9 protein-coding genes are annotated in these 15,264 nt (G+C 73.7%); 3 read left to right on the top strand and 6 right to left on the bottom strand.

Annotated elements, in window-relative coordinates:
* Positions 1 to 24: 24 nt before the first annotated feature.
* Together ACH4TP_RS37410 and ACH4TP_RS37405 are read right to left on the bottom strand one after the other, a co-directional pair.
* Positions 25 to 1,473 carry an FAD-dependent oxidoreductase gene (locus ACH4TP_RS37410; RefSeq protein WP_389238041.1) on the bottom strand — a complete coding sequence of 483 codons (1,449 nt, stop codon included), beginning with the start codon at positions 1,471 to 1,473 and terminating at the stop codon, positions 25 to 27.
* 137 nt (positions 1,474 to 1,610) lie between these two features.
* Positions 1,611 to 2,852, bottom strand: coding sequence for an acyl-CoA dehydrogenase family protein (locus ACH4TP_RS37405; RefSeq protein ID WP_389238039.1), 1,242 nt, complete (start codon positions 2,850 to 2,852; stop codon positions 1,611 to 1,613).
* A gap of 337 nt (positions 2,853 to 3,189) precedes the next feature.
* Between ACH4TP_RS37405 and ACH4TP_RS37400 the strand changes: the two genes are divergently transcribed.
* Together ACH4TP_RS37400 and ACH4TP_RS37395 are read left to right on the top strand one after the other, a co-directional pair.
* Complete coding sequence (locus ACH4TP_RS37400) at positions 3,190 to 5,418, top strand: molybdopterin-dependent oxidoreductase (RefSeq protein WP_398440351.1); 2,229 nt, start codon at positions 3,190 to 3,192, stop codon at positions 5,416 to 5,418.
* A 46-nt stretch (positions 5,419 to 5,464) separates the two neighbouring features.
* Entirely contained in the window at positions 5,465 to 6,811 is a 1,347-nt protein-coding gene (locus tag ACH4TP_RS37395; protein WP_389238035.1) for an extracellular solute-binding protein, read from the top strand.
* A gap of 19 nt (positions 6,812 to 6,830) precedes the next feature.
* Here the strand turns inward: ACH4TP_RS37395 and ACH4TP_RS37390 are convergent, their stop codons facing one another.
* The 4 genes from ACH4TP_RS37390 to asnB are packed head-to-tail and all read right to left on the bottom strand — an operon-like array spanning position 6,831 to position 13,451.
* The gene (locus ACH4TP_RS37390; protein WP_389238033.1) at positions 6,831 to 7,580 is read right to left on the bottom strand and encodes an aspartate/glutamate racemase family protein; all 750 of its coding nucleotides are present in this window, start codon (positions 7,578 to 7,580) and stop codon (positions 6,831 to 6,833) included.
* Positions 7,577 to 9,688 (bottom strand): condensation domain-containing protein, encoded by a 2,112-nt coding sequence (locus ACH4TP_RS37385; protein ID WP_398440350.1) that lies wholly within the window; start codon positions 9,686 to 9,688, stop codon positions 7,577 to 7,579. The genes ACH4TP_RS37390 and ACH4TP_RS37385 overlap by 4 nt, the downstream gene beginning before the upstream one ends.
* Before the next feature lie 9 nt (positions 9,689 to 9,697).
* Positions 9,698 to 11,533 carry an amino acid adenylation domain-containing protein gene (locus ACH4TP_RS37380; RefSeq protein ID WP_389238029.1) on the bottom strand — a complete coding sequence of 612 codons (1,836 nt, stop codon included), beginning with the start codon at positions 11,531 to 11,533 and terminating at the stop codon, positions 9,698 to 9,700.
* A 52-nt stretch (positions 11,534 to 11,585) separates the two neighbouring features.
* Complete coding sequence (asnB, locus tag ACH4TP_RS37375) at positions 11,586 to 13,451, bottom strand: asparagine synthase (glutamine-hydrolyzing) (RefSeq protein ID WP_398191949.1); 1,866 nt, start codon at positions 13,449 to 13,451, stop codon at positions 11,586 to 11,588.
* Positions 13,452 to 13,685: 234 nt separating this feature from the next.
* Between asnB and ACH4TP_RS37370 the strand changes: the two genes are divergently transcribed.
* Entirely contained in the window at positions 13,686 to 15,200 is a 1,515-nt protein-coding gene (locus ACH4TP_RS37370; protein ID WP_389238025.1) for an FAD-binding protein, read from the top strand.
* The last annotated feature ends 64 nt before the right edge of the window (positions 15,201 to 15,264 follow it).

The raw sequence follows: 15,264 nt of genomic DNA, 5'->3' as shown, positions 1-15,264 counted from the left end.
CTCCCCTCGTCCTCGCCGACCGTGCTACTTGGCCGAGACGAGCTCGTCGTCGCGGGACGGGACGGACACCGGGCGCGTGGACCCCGGCCGGACGGGAGACGCGCCGGCCTTGCGGCCCGTGAGCTTCTCCGTGACCGTGCCGCGCACCACGTTCCACAGCACACGGGCGAGGAACGCCGGGCGCATCATGGCCTCCGGCTTGTCGACGAGACCGGCACCACGCATGTAGGCGGCGGTGACCTTGCCGTCGTGGACGGCCGCGGTCTGCACCAGCTTGAGGAACTTCTGCGCGGCCTTGACCTGCTTGGTGCGCTCGCCCTGGACCCCGGGGAAGGTGAGGTCGACGGCGTTGGTCATCTCCCACGGCGGGTCGATGACGTCACGGGCCAGGTCCCGGAAGTACTGCGCCGGGATCGGCGTGGCACCGGAGTGCAGGTGGTCGCGCAGGGTCAGGGCACAGAGCGCGGCGGCCGTCATGCCCTGGGCGTAGACCGGGTTGAAGGTGGTGACCGCGTCACCGGCGACCAGCAGGCCGAGCGGGAAGCGGTCCATGTCCTCGTAGCGGCGGCGCAGCGTCGTCGGGAAGCGGAAGGCGACCGGCTCGTCCAGCGGAACGGCGCGCTGGAGCGCCTCGTAGATGTCCGGCACCGCCAGCGACTTCACCCACTGGTACAGGCCCTCCTGGTCGGTGGGCGGGTGGTCGCCGAGCAGGCCGTACGTGGTGAGCTCCACGCGGTCGCCGTCGGTCTTGGTGAAGATCGCGCCGCGGGGCAGCTCGGGGGAGGCGACCGGGTTGATCGACAGGTCGCCGTCGTAGGGGTCGTCCAGCAGCTTGTAGTGCTGGGTGACGTAGCCGAGGCCGATCTTCTTGCGCTCCTCGACCACACGCGGGTAGCCGAGCTCCTCCAGCCAGACCGGGGTGCGCGAACCGCGGCCGGTCGCGTCGACCACCAGGTCGGCCTCGATGACCTGCTCGCCGCCCTCCTCGACGAGGCTCTGCACGCGGACGCCGGTGACGCGGCTCTTGTCCGCCGTGGTCACCAGGCCCAGGATGTCGTGCTGCTCGCGGAAGGAGACGTTGGACAGGGCGGCGGTGCGCCGGCGGATGTGCTTCTCCAGCATGGGGCGGCTGGCGGCCACACAGGTCAGGCCCGCCACCTCCGGCTTGAGCCGCCGGCCGTTGAAGTACCACCGCACGTGGCCGGCCAGGTCGCCGGTCGGGACGCCGTCGGCGAAGATCTCCTCGGTGATCCCGGGGTACATCTCCTCCATGGCGAGCTGGCCGCGGGCCAGCAGGCCGTTGATGTGCCGGCTCTGGGGGCAGTGCTTGCGCGGCCCCTCCACCCCGACCAGGACGTCGCGGTCCACAATGAGCACATCGTCGTAGGCATCGGCGAGCACTCGGGCCGCGAACAGCCCCGCGATGCTGCCGCCGAGTACCACCGCGCGCGTACCGGTCTTGTCGCCCGACACGGGTACCTCCTCGAAATTTCCCGGTATGAGGGTGGGATGTTGATCTGGACGGAAAACGGATGATCGGTTCCGGACAGGGGCCGATCGTCGCGCCCCGACAGGGTGGGGCGCATCTCCTGGAGTGCTGCGCGCGCCGCTCAGTGCGCGGCGGCGACGCCGAAACGGGTCCGCGTGAGCTCGCGGTTGGCCATGGTGAACAGGAAGACCGAGATGCCCGCGTGACTCTGCTGCATCGACATGTCGCGCCACACGCGCTCCATGCGCTCACCGTCGCGTACGGCACTGGATCCGGCGGTCGGGAAGAGGTACCTCTCGACGGCCCGCCAGCTCATCCGCACCGCCTCACGGCACAGCGTGGCGACCTTCAGCTCGCGCTCCGGGGTGACCTCGCCCCTGGCGGCGATCTCGTCCCACTCGCGCACGGCGCCCAGCAGGCCCGCCTCGGCGGCATGCACCAGGCCGGCCGCCTCGCCGTACCAGTACTGGAAGTCGGGGTCCTCGGTGCGCGGCACGATGGGCGGGAACAGCGTCTGCCGTGACCGCATCAGCTCCTCGTACGCGTCGAGAGCGCCCTTGGCCATGCCGACGGCGAGCGCCGCGTCCTCGAGGATCATGAAGCTCAGCGGCCCGCCGCCGTACATCGGGTTCCCGTGCAGCGCCCGGCCCGGCGTCCCGTCCGAGACGTCGACCTGGCTCAGGTGGGTGTCCAGCGTCAGGTGCTCCGGGATCAGGCCGTCCTCGATCCGCAGACTGTGCGAGCCGCTGCCGCGCAGGCCCAGCTGGGCCCCCCAGTCGTCGAGCCGGGTGAACGTCTCGCGCGGGGCGATGAACAGCAGCGGACGGACCTCGCCCGTGCCGTCGTCGACCAGGGTGTGCCCGAGGAAGTGCGTGGCATAGGGGGAGCCGGAGCAGTAGCGCCAGGTGCCGTTGATCCGCCAGCGCCCGTCGTCCGTGCGCTCGCCCGTACCGCTGGGGGCGACCGTCGACGGGCACAGGAAGTCGCCACCGGCGAAGATCTCGGCCTGCGCCCGCTCGTCGAACAGGGTCGCCACCGCGTGCGCGTGCGCCGCGCCCAGGCAGTACATCCAGCCCGTCGACGGACAGCCCCGGCTCAGCGCCACCACCACGCGCATGAAGGTCTCGACGCCGAACTCGTAGCCGCCGTACCGCCGCGGCACGAGGATCCGGTACAGGCCCGCCCGGCGGAACTCCTCGTGGGTGTCCTCGGCGTAGAAACCGCGCCGCTCCGTCTCGGCCTGGCGGCCGATCAGACCGCGGGCGAGCTCCTCGGCCCGGGCCACGATCGCTTCGGGCGTCAGGCCGGGCTCGGGCACCGGCACCTCGGCGGTCCGTTCAGGGGCACTCGCGGTCACTGTCATTGCTGCGCGGATTCCTTACGCCTGGGACGAAAGCCGCCTCGGTGAAGCCGGCCCCCGCGCCTGCGGCACCGGACCGGCCCTGGCCCACGGCCATGGAGCTCGCAGCGTCGCACCCGTCGCTCGGGACGGGCATCTCTTCGATTGCGCAGCACCCCGGCGAGGCACCCTTCCGCCCACCCGGCGGCCCGACCGCCGGAGGAGAGCACGGCAGGAGATGCCCGCCGCCTCGGCCCGGTGAGACCCTCGGGCGGCGGCCTGCCGCCCGGCCCGGCCGTGCCGGGCCGGTCCTTCCGAGGCGACCGCGACGGACCCTCACACCCACGTCCCTGGAGTCCCGTTGAGAACCGCGCACCGCTCCTGCCCCGTCTGCGACGCCGTCTGCGGCCTGAAGGTCGAACTCGACGAGGCCGGTCACGTCACCGGCGTGCGCGGCGACACCGACGACCCGTTCTCCCGCGGCTACATATGCCCCAAGGGCGCGAGCCTCGGCCGCATCGACGAGGACCCCGACCGGCTGCGCGTCCCGATGATCCGCACCGGCGACCAGTGGCGCGAGGCCACCTGGGACGAGGCGTTCCGGGCCGTGGAGCAGGGCCTCATGGGCGTCGTCGAGAAGCACGGGCGCCAGGCCCTCGCCGCGTACTTCGGCAACCCCACCTTCCACACCATGGGCGGCATCTTCTACCGCGGCCCGCTCTCGATGTCGCTCGGCACCACCAACCTGTACAGCGCCAGCACCATCGACCAGATGCCCAAGCACGTCGCCGTCGGCCTGCTCTTCGGCAACGCCACGGCCATCTCCGTACCCGACCTCGACCGCACCGACCACCTCATGGTCATCGGCGCCAACCCGGCCGAGTCCCACGGCTCGCTGTGCGCCGCCCCCGACTTCCCCGGCCGGCTCAAGGCGATACGCGCCCGCGGCGGCCGGATCGTCGTCGTCGACCCCCGCCGCACCCGCACCGCCGACCTCGCCGACGAACACGTCTTCGTCCGCCCCGGCACCGACGCCCTGCTGCTCTTCGCGATGGTCCACACCCTGCTCGCCGAGGACCTCGCCACTGTGCGCCTCGACGTGGAGGGCCTCGACGAGCTGCGCGCCCACGCCGCCCCGTTCGCCCCCGAGGCCGTCGCGGGGCCCACCGGCGTGCCCGCCGAGACGATCCGGCGCCTCGCCCGCGACCTCGCCGCCGCGCCCACCGCCGCCGTCTACACCCGGATGGGCACCAGCACCGCCGACTTCGGCACCCTCACCCAGTACCTGGTGGACGTCCTCAACATCCTCACCGGCAACCTCGACCGGCCCGGCGGCGTGATGTTCCCCAAGCCCGCCACCCTCGAAGTGCCCTGGGGCCCGCGGCCCTTCACCTTCGGCCGCTGGCACAGCCGGGTGCGCGGCCTGCCCGAGGCCTGCGGCGACCTGCCCGTCGCCACCCTGGCGGACGAGATCGAGACCCCCGGCGAAGGCCAGGTCAAGGCACTGGTGTGCGTGGCCGGCAACCTCGTCCTGTCCGCCCCCAACGGGCCCCGCCTCGGAAAGGCCTTCGACGAGCTCGACTTCATGGTCTGCGTCGACCCCTACCTGAACGAGACCACCCGGCACGCCGACGTCATCCTGCCGCCGCCGCGCATGATGCAGATGCCGCACTACGACCTGCTGCTGCTCACCGTCACCGTGCGCAACTACACCCGGTTCTCGCCGCCGGTCCTGCCGCTCGAACCCGGACAGCTCTCCGAGGCCGAGATCATGGCCCGGCTGTGCCTCATCGCCTCCGGGCAGGGCGCCGACGCCGACCCGTCCCTCGTCGACGAGATGGTCCTCGGCCAGCTCCTCGGCGCCGGCACCCAGATTCCCGGCTCCCCCTTCCACGGCATGGAGCTCGCCGACGCGCGGGCCCTGCTGGACGGCGACAGCGGCCCCGAGCTCATGCTCGACGCGATGCTCCGCCTCGGCCCCTACGGCCTGTCCCTCGCCGAGCTGCGCAAGCACCCCAGCGGCATCGACCTCGGCCCGCTCAAGCCCCGCATCGACGAGGTGCTCAGCACCGAATCCGGGCAGGTCCGGCTCGCCCCGGCCGAGCTCGCCGACGAGATCGGCCGCCTCGGCGAGCGGCTCGCCGCACCGACCCCCGCGATGCTGCTCATCGGACGGCGCCAGCTGCGCTCCAACAACAGCTGGCTGCACAACGTGCCCACGCTCATGGGCGGCAGCAACCGCTGCACCCTGCACGTCCACCCCGAGGACATCACCCGCCTGGGCCTCGACACCCACGCCCGGATCACCTCCGCCACCGGCGACCTCGTCGTCGCGGTCGAGGCCAACGACCGGATCATGCCCGGCGTCGTGAGCCTGCCGCACGGCTGGGGACACGCCGGATCCACCCAGCGCACCGCGGCCCGGTACCCCGGCGTCAACGCCAACGCCCTCACCGACGACTCCACCATCGACGCCCTGTCCGGCAACGCCGTCTTCAACGGCGCCCCGGTCGTCGTCGAGCCCGCCGCCGCCCCGCCCGGCGAAGAGCCCGCCCCGCGGCGGACGCAGCTTCCCGTCGTCACGGTCTGACCCGCGCGGCGCGTCCGCCCCGACCCCCCCCTTCACTGGAGGACCCATGCACTCCGGAGCCCCGGACGACGTCGTCGTCATCGAGGCCTGGCTGTCCGAGTTCCCGTTCCCCGACTTCCTGGAGCCGATCCGGGAGCGGGCCCGGGAGTTCGAGAAGGCCCACCCCGGCTACCGCATCGACATCCGCGGCCACTCCTACGAGGAGCTGCCCGAGGCCGTCGCCCAGGCGGCCGCCGAAGGCCGGGCGCCCGCGCTCGCCACCTACTACGCCGGAGCCTCGCAGCTCGCCCGCGACGCCCGCACCCAGGACGGCCGGCCGCTGTTCGTCTCCGTGGAGAAGGCCGTCGCCGGACGCGACTCCATCCTCGGCGAGCCCGTCGTCCTCGACGACTTCCTGCCGGGCGTACGCGAGTACTACACCGTCGACGGCGACTTCGCGACCGTGCCGATGACCCTCTCGACGATGCTGCTGTACGCCAACACCACCCTGCTGCGCCGGGCCGGCGTCGCCGCCGCGCCCCGCACCTGGCAGGAGACGACCGCCGCATGCGAGGCCGTCGCCCGCCTCGACGACGGACCCGCCCACGCCATCGCCTGGCCCGTCGACGGCAAGTTCCTCCAGCACGCCGTCGCCCAGCAGGGCGCGCTGCTCACCGACGCGGGCAACGGGCGGCACGGCCGGGCGACCCGCCTCGACCTGACCTCCGACGCGGTGAAGGCGTACGTCCGCTGGTGGCGCGACCTGCACCGGGCCGGCCACTACCGCAAGAGCGACGGCCTGGAGGACTGGGCCGGCACCTTCCAGGCCCTCGCCGGCCAGGAGGTGGCCCTGCGCTTCAGCTCCTCCTTCGACGCCAACTACATGGTGAAGGCGGCGGCCGCCGCGGGCTTCGACCTGGAGGTCGGCGTACTGCCCCGCAACGGTGACCTGCCCTGCGCCGGCAACTGGATCGGCGGCGACTCGCTGTGGCTCGCCGACGGCCTCGACGAGGCCGTCCGGGACGGCGCGCTCGCCTTCATGATGTACCTCAACAGCCCGCGCGCCGCCGCCGCCTGGCACCGCGCCAGCGGCTCCGCCCCCGCCACGTACGGCTGCATCGCCCTCCTGGAGGAGGAGGGCTGGTTCGACGAGCACCCGCACCACCGCGCCACCGGCGAACAGCTGGAGCTGCGCGCCGGGCCGCCCGAGGCGCACGGCGCCGTCCTCGGCGCCTTCCACGCCGTCCAGATGGCCTTCATGGAGGCGATGGAGGACGTCCTCGCCCACGACGCCGACATCGACGCCCGCCTCGCCGAAGCCGCCGCCGTGGCACAGGGCCACCTCGACGACTACAACGCGTACGCCCTGGGCACGGGCCCGAAGACCCCCGACTGCCTCACGGTCCGCATCTGACCGCCCGGGCCCCGCGCCGCTACGCCGCCGCCAGCAGGTCCGGCGTGGTGCGCGGGGCCCGCGCCGCGTACAGCGCGTCGACGCAGGCCGAGGCGAGGGCGTCCAGGCTGGACACCGTGGCGTCCGCCGGCAGCAGCGCCGCCGAGTAGGCGAGGGGAAGCTCCGTGCAGGCCGTGACCACCGGCAGGGCCGCCTCGCGCCACAGCGGCCCCAGAGCCGAGGCCAGTACCTGCCCCGCCTCGTCCGTCCGGCCCGCCTTGACGAGCACGGCCGCACGGTGGATCGGCCCCTGGGCGGCGGCCCCCGGCACCACCAGCCGGTAGCCGAGCTCGGCCGCCCGCCGCTGGTACAGGCCGCTGGCCACGGTGCCCGCCGTGGCGGCCAGCCAGCCGCCCTCCGGGCTCCTCGCCATCGCGGCCCGCAGCGTCGCGTCGACGATGTGGACCAGGGGCACCGGGAGCTCGGACCGGAACCGGTCCAGGTACACGTGCGCCGTGTTGCACGGCACGGCCAGCAGGTCCGCGCCCCAGCGCGTCAGCGTGGCCAGGCCCTCGCGGAGCGCGGGCAGCGGCGACGGGCCGCCCTCCGTCAGCGCCGCGGACCGGTCGGGGACCGACGGGTCCGACAGCATCACGATCCGCGGATGGTGCTGGTCGTCGGCCGCCGGCACCCGCGCGGCCAGCAGCCGCAGGAACTCCGCGGTCGCCGCCGGCCCCATCCCGCCGAGGACGCCGAGCGTCCGGACCGGGACCGGCGCGGCAGCCGTCACGGCGACGTCGTGAGCCGACGGGCCACCCGCTCCGGTATCGCGGCGGCCAGCAGCCGCCCGCGCACACCGGGCGGGCACCACCAGTCCAGATGGAGCACCCCCGCGCGCACCACGCCGTGCACGCTCACGCCGTCCCGGCCGGTGTCGGGCAGCACGGTGAAGTCCGCCTCGTCGGCCGCCACCCGCGTGAACGGCGAACCGTCCGGAAGCAGCGCGTCCAGGTCTCCGAAGTGCTGGTAGCGGATCAGCGGCGCGTCGCCCGAGGCGGGCGCCTGCGCCAGGGTCCAGCGGCCGATGCCCGCCGGGCCGTCCCCGGCGGTGTGGTCGAGGACCTCGACGTCCGGCGCGTCACCCAGGTCGGTGAGGACCGCCGCCAGCACCCCGGCCACCCGGGTCGCGCTCGCCGGAGCGCCGCAGGCCACGGTCAGCCGCACCGGATCCCCCCCGTCCTTCGACGCGGGCGCGGCCGGTGCGACCGGGCCGGGCGCGACGGCCGCGGCCCGCTCCAGGAAGGAGTCCGCCACGGCGAGTTCCGCCTCGCCGCCGCCCGCCCACAGGGCGGACAGGTCGCGCAGCAGCACCCGCCAGGAACGGGTGTCGGCGACCAGCTCGTGGACGACCAGCAGCAGCCGGGCCGGCAGCTCGCCCCGGTCGACCAGCGCGACCTGCAGCAGCGGCCCGCCGGCGAGGTCGAGCCGGGAACGCAGCCGGTCCACGGCGGTGGCCACCAGCTCCGCCTCGGCGGCCGCGTCCCGTCCGGACACGTCCAGGCGCAGCACCGGGACGGCGCCCGCAGGACCGCCGTCGTACTGCTCCCACGTCTCGCCGCGCCGTACGAACCGCAGCCGCAGCGCCTCGTGGTGCAGCAGCAGCCGCAGCGTCGCCCGGCGCGTCAGGGCGCTGTCCGCCGGTTCCGGGGTCTGCAGGAGCAGCACCCTGGCTTGGCGGTCCGGCGCCTCCGTCCCGCGCCCGAGCGCCTCGCGCTGGGCGGGCGTCAGCGGTGCCCGCCGCGCGGCCGGGCCGGCCGGGGACGGGGCCGGGGGAGAGGTCCGCTCGGCCACCGGCGCCCCGGCCGGAGGCCGGGCGACGCCCTCCTCCGGCAGCGGGTAGCCGATCTGCAGCAGCATCTTGCGCACCCGCGGCGTCGCCGCCGGCGGGCGCAGCTCCTCGTCCGCCTCCGCCCGGTCCAGATGGCCCAGGCGCACCTCCCAGCGGGTGGGGGCCTCGTAGTTGTGGAAGCCCCGCTCACGGGAGTGCACCAGCACCCCCGCGTCGTTGATCATGCAGTTGGAGCTGCAGAACCCGGTGTCGCCGGGCTGCGCCCACAGGTCGGAGCGCTCCCGCAGCAGCGCGCGGATGCCGTCCTTGGTGACGTCGCTGTAGCGGTAGAAGTCGACGACCTCCACCGAGTCGACCACCTCCGCGGAGACGGCCCCGCCCGACTGGTGGTAGACCTGCCGGCCCTCCCGCAGCCGCGGCTCGATCTCGGCCGGGTCGAAGATGCCCTGGCGGTGGAACCAGGTCAGCCGCTCGTCCATGATCTGACCGCGCGACAGACCGGTGACGATGGTCGGGATGTCCAGGTCGTGGGCGTGCTGGGTGCTCAGGTCGAGCAGCGAGCGGAAGCAGCCGTTGCACACGCTCTTGTGCTGCTGGAGGCTGCGCAGGAACACCGCGTTCTGGTCGGCGTGGGTGGCGGTGACGTGCTCGATCCCCAGCTCGGAGGTGATCGTCTCCACGTTCCGCAGCGCGGTCTTGGAGATGAACCCGTTGTCGAAGGTGAAGGTCCGCACCCGCAGGCCGAGGTCGATCAGCCGGTACAGCACGTAACTGCTGTCCTTGCCGCCGCTGTAGAGCAGCAGGCAGTCGTAGGCGGAGCCGCGGGCCTCCGCCCGGCCCCGGACGAGCTCGACGAACCGGTCGACGTCCCCGAACCAGGCGTCGATCTCGGTGCCGTGCTCCGCGTACCGGGTGCACAGGTCGCAGACCCCGTCGGAGTCGAAGACGAGGCCGGGGTAGCGGCTGCTGATGCCGCAGCGGACGCAGGCCCGCTCGGCGGCCGGGAGACCGGCGGCGGCGGTGGTCGGCTGGGCGAGGTGCGTGGTCATCGGCGGTCCCTAGATGGCGAAGAGGTCGTCGAGCGGGGCGTCGGCCGCGAGCAGCTCCTGCTCGACCGCGGCGGCCAGGGTCGCGACGGTCGGCGACAGGAGGAAGTCCCGCAGCGGCACCGCGACCTGGAAGGCGCTGTTCACCCGGCCGAGCAGCTCGACGACGAGCAGCGACGTGCCGCCCGACGCGAAGAAGTCGTCGTCCCGGCCTACGCCGGTCACGGGCAGCGTCGCCAGCCACAGCTCGGCGACGGTCCGCTCGGTCGCGGTGCGCGGCGGCTCGCCGTCCGCGCCCCCGGCGGCGCGCCGGACGGGCGCGGGCAGGGCCTTGCGGTCGGTCTTGCCGCTGAGCGTGCGGGGCAGTTCGGCCAGCGGCACGAACAGGGCCGGCACCGCGCCGTCCGGCAGCCGCTCGCGCAGGTGGGCGCGGAGCCGCTGCTCGAATCCCTCGGGCAGGGTCTCCCCGGCCGGTTCGCGCAGCTCCAGGTAGGCGCACAGGTAGGCGGCGCCGTCCTCGTCGCCGGTGACCACGGCCGCGTCGGCGACGTCCGGGTGCGCGCGCAGCACGCTCTCGACGCCCTCCAGCTCGACCCGTACGCCACCGATCTTGACCTGGTGGTCCTTGCGGCCCAGGAACTCCAGGCTGCCGTCGTCCAGCAGGCGGCCGAAGTCGCCGGTGCGGTAGACGAGGTCCGCCGGGTCGCCGGTGACCGGGTGGGGCACGAAGACCCGCGCGGTCTCCTCGGGACGCCGGTGGTAGCCGAGCGTGCGGTCGGGGGTGCGCAGGTGGATCTCGCCGACCGCGCCGGGCTCCGCGAGCCCGCCCCGCTCGTCGACGAGCAGCACCTCGGCGCCCGGAACAGCCCGGCCCACGGGGATCGACGGGCGGTCCAGGTCGGCGCGGGTGACCTCGTGGAAGGTCTTGGTCATCGTCGTCTCCGACGGCCCGTACAGGTTCAGCAGCCGGATCCGGTCGCCGTAGTGCCCGAACAGCCGCTCGGCGTCCGCCGGCGCGAGCCGCTCCCCGGAGAGCGCCACCCAGCGCAGCGCGGAGAGCGTGTGGTCCCCGGAGATCGCGGCCGAGACCAGGCCCCGGAACAGCGAGGGCACGGTGTGGATCAGGGCGACGCGCTCCTCGTCCGCCCAGCGGGCCAGCGCCGCGGGGTCGAGCAGCGTCTCCCTCGGCGGAACGACGAGGGTGCCGCCGCAGGTCAGCGGGAGGAACAGGTCGCGCAGCACGGCGTCGAAGGAGGGCGAGACCAGCTGGCCGACGCGCAGCCCCGGTCCGGCGCCGAGCAGCTCGCTCTCCCACCGGATGTACGGGGCGATCGAGCCGAGCCGGCCGACGATGCCCTTGGGCCGGCCCGTGGTGCCCGACGTGAAGAAGACGTACGCCGGGTCGTCCGCGCCCGCCCGGTGCGCCTCGACCGCCCCGGCTTCGCCGGAGGGACCGACCGCGACGGTACGGGCGGCGGGTGCCGCCTCGGCGAGCGCCTGGAGCGCCACCGGGTCGGCCGGGTCGCCGACCACGGCCCAGCGCGGGTCGAGGTCGAGCAGCATCGCGCGCAGCCGGGCCGGCGCCGCGGCCAGGTCGACCGGCACGAACACCCCGCCCATGCGCAGGACGCCGAGGACGGCGGCGGCCAGATCGCGGCGGTCCCCGACCAGGACGGGCACGAAGTCGCCGGCGCCCGCGCCCGCGGCCCGCAGCTCCGCGGCCACGTGCGCGGCGCGCGCGTCCAGTTCGGAGTAGCTGAGGCGGCCGTCGGCCGTCTCGACGGCCACGTGGTCCGGGAAGCGCTCGATCGCCCTCCCCACCAGGTCGTGGATGGCCTCGAACGTCATCGTGATTCCTTTCTCTGTCCCGGAAGGTCCCGTCCGGCCGACGTCCGGCCCGTCACGGGTGGTCCGGCAGGGAGAAGGTGTCCAGGAGGATGCCGAAGGTCAGAACGGTGAGCAGCAGGTCGTCGCCGTAGTGCGGATGGATCTCGAAACCGTCGCGGGTGTAGCGGGCACGGAGCCGCTCCACCGCCGCCGGGTCGAAGTAGCCCTGCCGCCTGATCCGCGCGGGCGAGAGCATGTCGTTGATCCACTCGACGCCGGCGCGCAGCAGCGCCGGGCTGCCGGGCGCGCGGAAGCCGAACTTCTCGCGGTCCACGATCTCCGGCGGCACCAGGCCCTGGGCGGCCTGCTTCACCACGTACTTCTCGCCGCCCCGCGGATGCACCTTGAGGTGGGCCGGAACCCGGGTGGCGAACTCCACCACCGCGCGGTCCAGGAACGGATAGCGGGCCTCCACGGAGTGGGCCATCGCCATCCGGTCGCCGTGGTCGGAGAGCAGGTGGTCGGAGAGCCGCAGCCGGAAGTCCAGGTACGAGCGCTGCGCCAGCGGATCGCGGCCGGCCAGCCGGTCGTGGTCCACGGGCGCCTCGCGCAGGCAGTCCACCTCGGCGAACGCCTCGCGCACCGACGCCGAGTACAGGGCGAGCTTGGCCTCGCGCCAGGCGTGGTACGGGCGCTCGTAGAACAGCCCGGCGTCCCCCCACAGCCGGCGCCGGACGTCGTCCTCCAGCGCGTCGGCGAGCGGGTCGCCCGAGCGGGCGGCGCCGCGGCCGAGCCGGTCGAAGCGGTAGCCGACGTAGCCGCCGAAGAGTTCGTCGGCGCCCTCACCGGTGAGGACCACCGTGGTGCCGGCCTCGCGGACCTGCCGGGCCAGCGCGAGGGAGCAGGTGTTGTAGGTCTCCTTCACCGGCGTCTCGGCGTGCAGCACCATCCGTTCCAGCCCCCCGACGATGTCGTCGGTGGTGAACGGGATCTCGTGGTGGCGCGAGCCGGCCTTCTGCGCCATGAGGCGCTGGTAGCCGGACTCGTCGATGTCGGCCTCGGGGAAGGTGACGGAGAACGAGTCGGCGGGCGGCGCGAGTTCGCCGACGAGCCCGGCGATCAGCGAGGAGTCGAGCCCCCCGCTGAGGTAGAAGCCGACCGGCACGTCGGCGCTCAGCCGCAGCCGCACCGACTCGGTCAGCAGCTCCCGCAGCCGCTCGGGGTAGTAGGCGTCCGGGTGCTCCTGGGGCTCGCCGGCCGGCGGCAGGTCGAGGTCCCAGTACCGCACTTCGCGCACGTCGCCGTCCTCGACGAGGAGGTAGTGACCGGGACGCACGGCGCTGACGCCCTGGAACAGGGTGCGGGGGCTGACCAGGCCGGGAAAGGTCAGGACCTGGTCGAGGCCGGTGAGGTCCACCGCCCGGCCGACGCCCGGATGGGCCAGGACGGCCTTGGCCTCGGAGCCGAAGACGAACTGGTCGGGCGTCGTCGCGTAGTGCAGGGGCAGGATGCCGACGTGGTCGCGGGCGAGGAACAGACGGCGCCGCGCGCGGTCGTACAGCGCGAAGGCGAACTGGCCGTTGAGCCGGTGCAGCAGCGCCGTGCCCTCCTCCTCGTAGAGGTGGACGAGGACCTCGACGTCGCAGTCGGACGCGAAGCGGTGGCCCTTGGCGACGAGTTCGGCGCGCAGTTCGCGGTGGTTGAAGATCTCGCCGTTGCACACCATGACGACGGAGCCGTCCTCGCTGGACATCGGCTGCGCACCGCCGGCGAGGTCGTTGATGCTCAGGCGCCGGAAGCCGAGACCGACCCCCTCCCGGAGGTACGTGCCGACCGAGTCGGGTCCCCGGTGCAGCAGGGTCGCCGTCATACGGTCCAGCACCCGGGCGTCGACCCCCGCGCCGCCCTGCAGGACCATGGCACCTGCGATGCCGCACATGTGACGGATCCTCCTTCGTCGGGCCTGGGCGCCCCACGAAACCAGCGGCCGGGCCGGGGCCACAAGCGAATCCGGGCCACGCCCGGTCCTTGAGCAATCTGGAAGAACGCCAGGCCACGGGGGAAGCGCACGGGGGGAGAAGACATCCCGAGCGGCCCTCGGCCACGCTGGTGGCGGCCCCTCGGCGGCCCGGCCCGAGGCCTCGGGCGGCCGCCCCTTCCACGGAGGAGAGACGTGACCGAGCCGGACAGCCCCGCCTTCGCGGCGGCCACCATCACCGCGGACGACCCCCGCTACCCGAGCATGGTGCTCGGCACCAACCACCGGTTCGTCGGAAAGCCGGACTACGTGCGGGTGGTGACCACGACCGAGCAGGTGGTGGCCGCGGTGGCCGAGGCCGTGGCGGCCGGCAAGCGGATCTCCGTCCGCAGCGGCGGGCACGGCTTCGAGAACCTCGCCACCGACGGCGTCGAGATCCTCCTCGACATGTCCGAGATGACCGAGGTCCGGTACGACGCCGGGCGGCGCGCCTTCGCCATCGACGCGGGCGCGACCCTCGGCCATGTCTACCGCGTGCTGTTCAAGGGCTGGGGCGTGACGATCCCGGCCGGCGAGTGCCCCGAGGTGGGGGTCGGCGGGCACATCGTCGGCGGCGGCTACGGGCCGCTCTCCCGCAGCCTCGGCGCCGTCGTCGACTACCTGTACGCGGTGGAGGTCGTCGTCGTCGACGAGGACGGCACCGCCCGCGCGATCGTCGCGACCCGCGAGGAGGACGACCCGCACCGCGAGCTGTGGTGGGCGCACACGGGCGGCGGCGGCGGCACCTTCGGCGTCGTGACCCGCTACTGGATGAGGGCGCCCGGCGCCCGCTCCGAGGACCCGGGCGAGCTGCTGCCGAAGGCGCCCGGCGCCTGGCGCAGCGGCATGGCGGTGTGGTCCTGGGAGTCGATGACCCCGGAGGCGTTCGCCACCCTCCAGGCGAACTTCGGCTCCTGGTTCGAGCGCAACAGCGACCCCGACTCGCCGTACGCGGCGCTGGCCGGCTACTTCCACGGCACCCACCGCTCCGGCTTCGGGCTGACCGTCGGCGCCCACATGGACGACGCCACCCCGGACGCCGAGAAGCTGATGACCTCGTTCTTCGAGGAGGTCATGGCGGGCGTGGACGCCGAGCCGATGTTCGTCTCCCAGCAGGTCAGGCCCTGGCTGTACATGTCGTCGTACCCGGGCTGGGGCGACCCGGGCGACCCCTTCACCCGGCGCATCAAGATCAAGGCCGCCTATCTGCGCAAGGGCTACGCCAAGGAGCAGACGGACGCGCTGTACCGCCATCTGACGACGGGCGAGACGAGCCCCGTGCAGCTCATCCTCATCGGCTACGGCGGCAGGGTGAACGCCGTCGCCCCGGACGCCACCGCCGCCGCCCAGCGCGACTCGGTCCTCAAGGCCGCCTACATGGCCGTGTGGGCCTCCCCGGAGGAGGACGACACCAACATCCGGCTGGTGCGCGAGATGTACCGCGACGTGTACGCGCGGACCGGCGGCGTACCCGTACCGGACGACGCCAACGACGGCAGCTACGTCAACTACGCGGACACCGACCTCGCCGACCCCGAGTGGAACACCTCCGGGGTGCCGTGGCACACCCTGTACTTCAAGGACAACTACCCGCGGCTCCAGCGGGCGAAGAAGACCTACGACCCGCGTGACGTCTTCCGCCACGCGCTCTCCGTCCGACTGCCCGACTGACGGCCCGCCGCACGCGCCGGTGCCCGGCCCCCGCCGACGAGCGGGGCCGGGCACCGGTGTGCGT

This window comes from Streptomyces sp. NPDC021012 (assembly GCF_044333355.1).
Taxonomy (GTDB): domain Bacteria; phylum Actinomycetota; class Actinomycetes; order Streptomycetales; family Streptomycetaceae; genus Streptomyces.
This window is presented reverse-complemented; position numbering and strand designations above follow the sequence as displayed.

Coding starts and splice junctions, on each gene's coding strand:
- ACH4TP_RS37405 (WP_389238039.1), bottom strand. CDS start 2,852: ATGACAGTGACCGCGAGTGCCCCTGAACGGACCGCCGAGGTGCCGGTG.
- ACH4TP_RS37395 (WP_389238035.1), top strand. CDS start 5,465: ATGCACTCCGGAGCCCCGGACGACGTCGTCGTCATCGAGGCCTGGCTG.
- ACH4TP_RS37385 (WP_398440350.1), bottom strand. CDS start 9,688: ATGACCACGCACCTCGCCCAGCCGACCACCGCCGCCGCCGGTCTCCCG.
- ACH4TP_RS37380 (WP_389238029.1), bottom strand. CDS start 11,533: ATGACGTTCGAGGCCATCCACGACCTGGTGGGGAGGGCGATCGAGCGC.
- asnB (WP_398191949.1), bottom strand. CDS start 13,451: ATGTGCGGCATCGCAGGTGCCATGGTCCTGCAGGGCGGCGCGGGGGTC.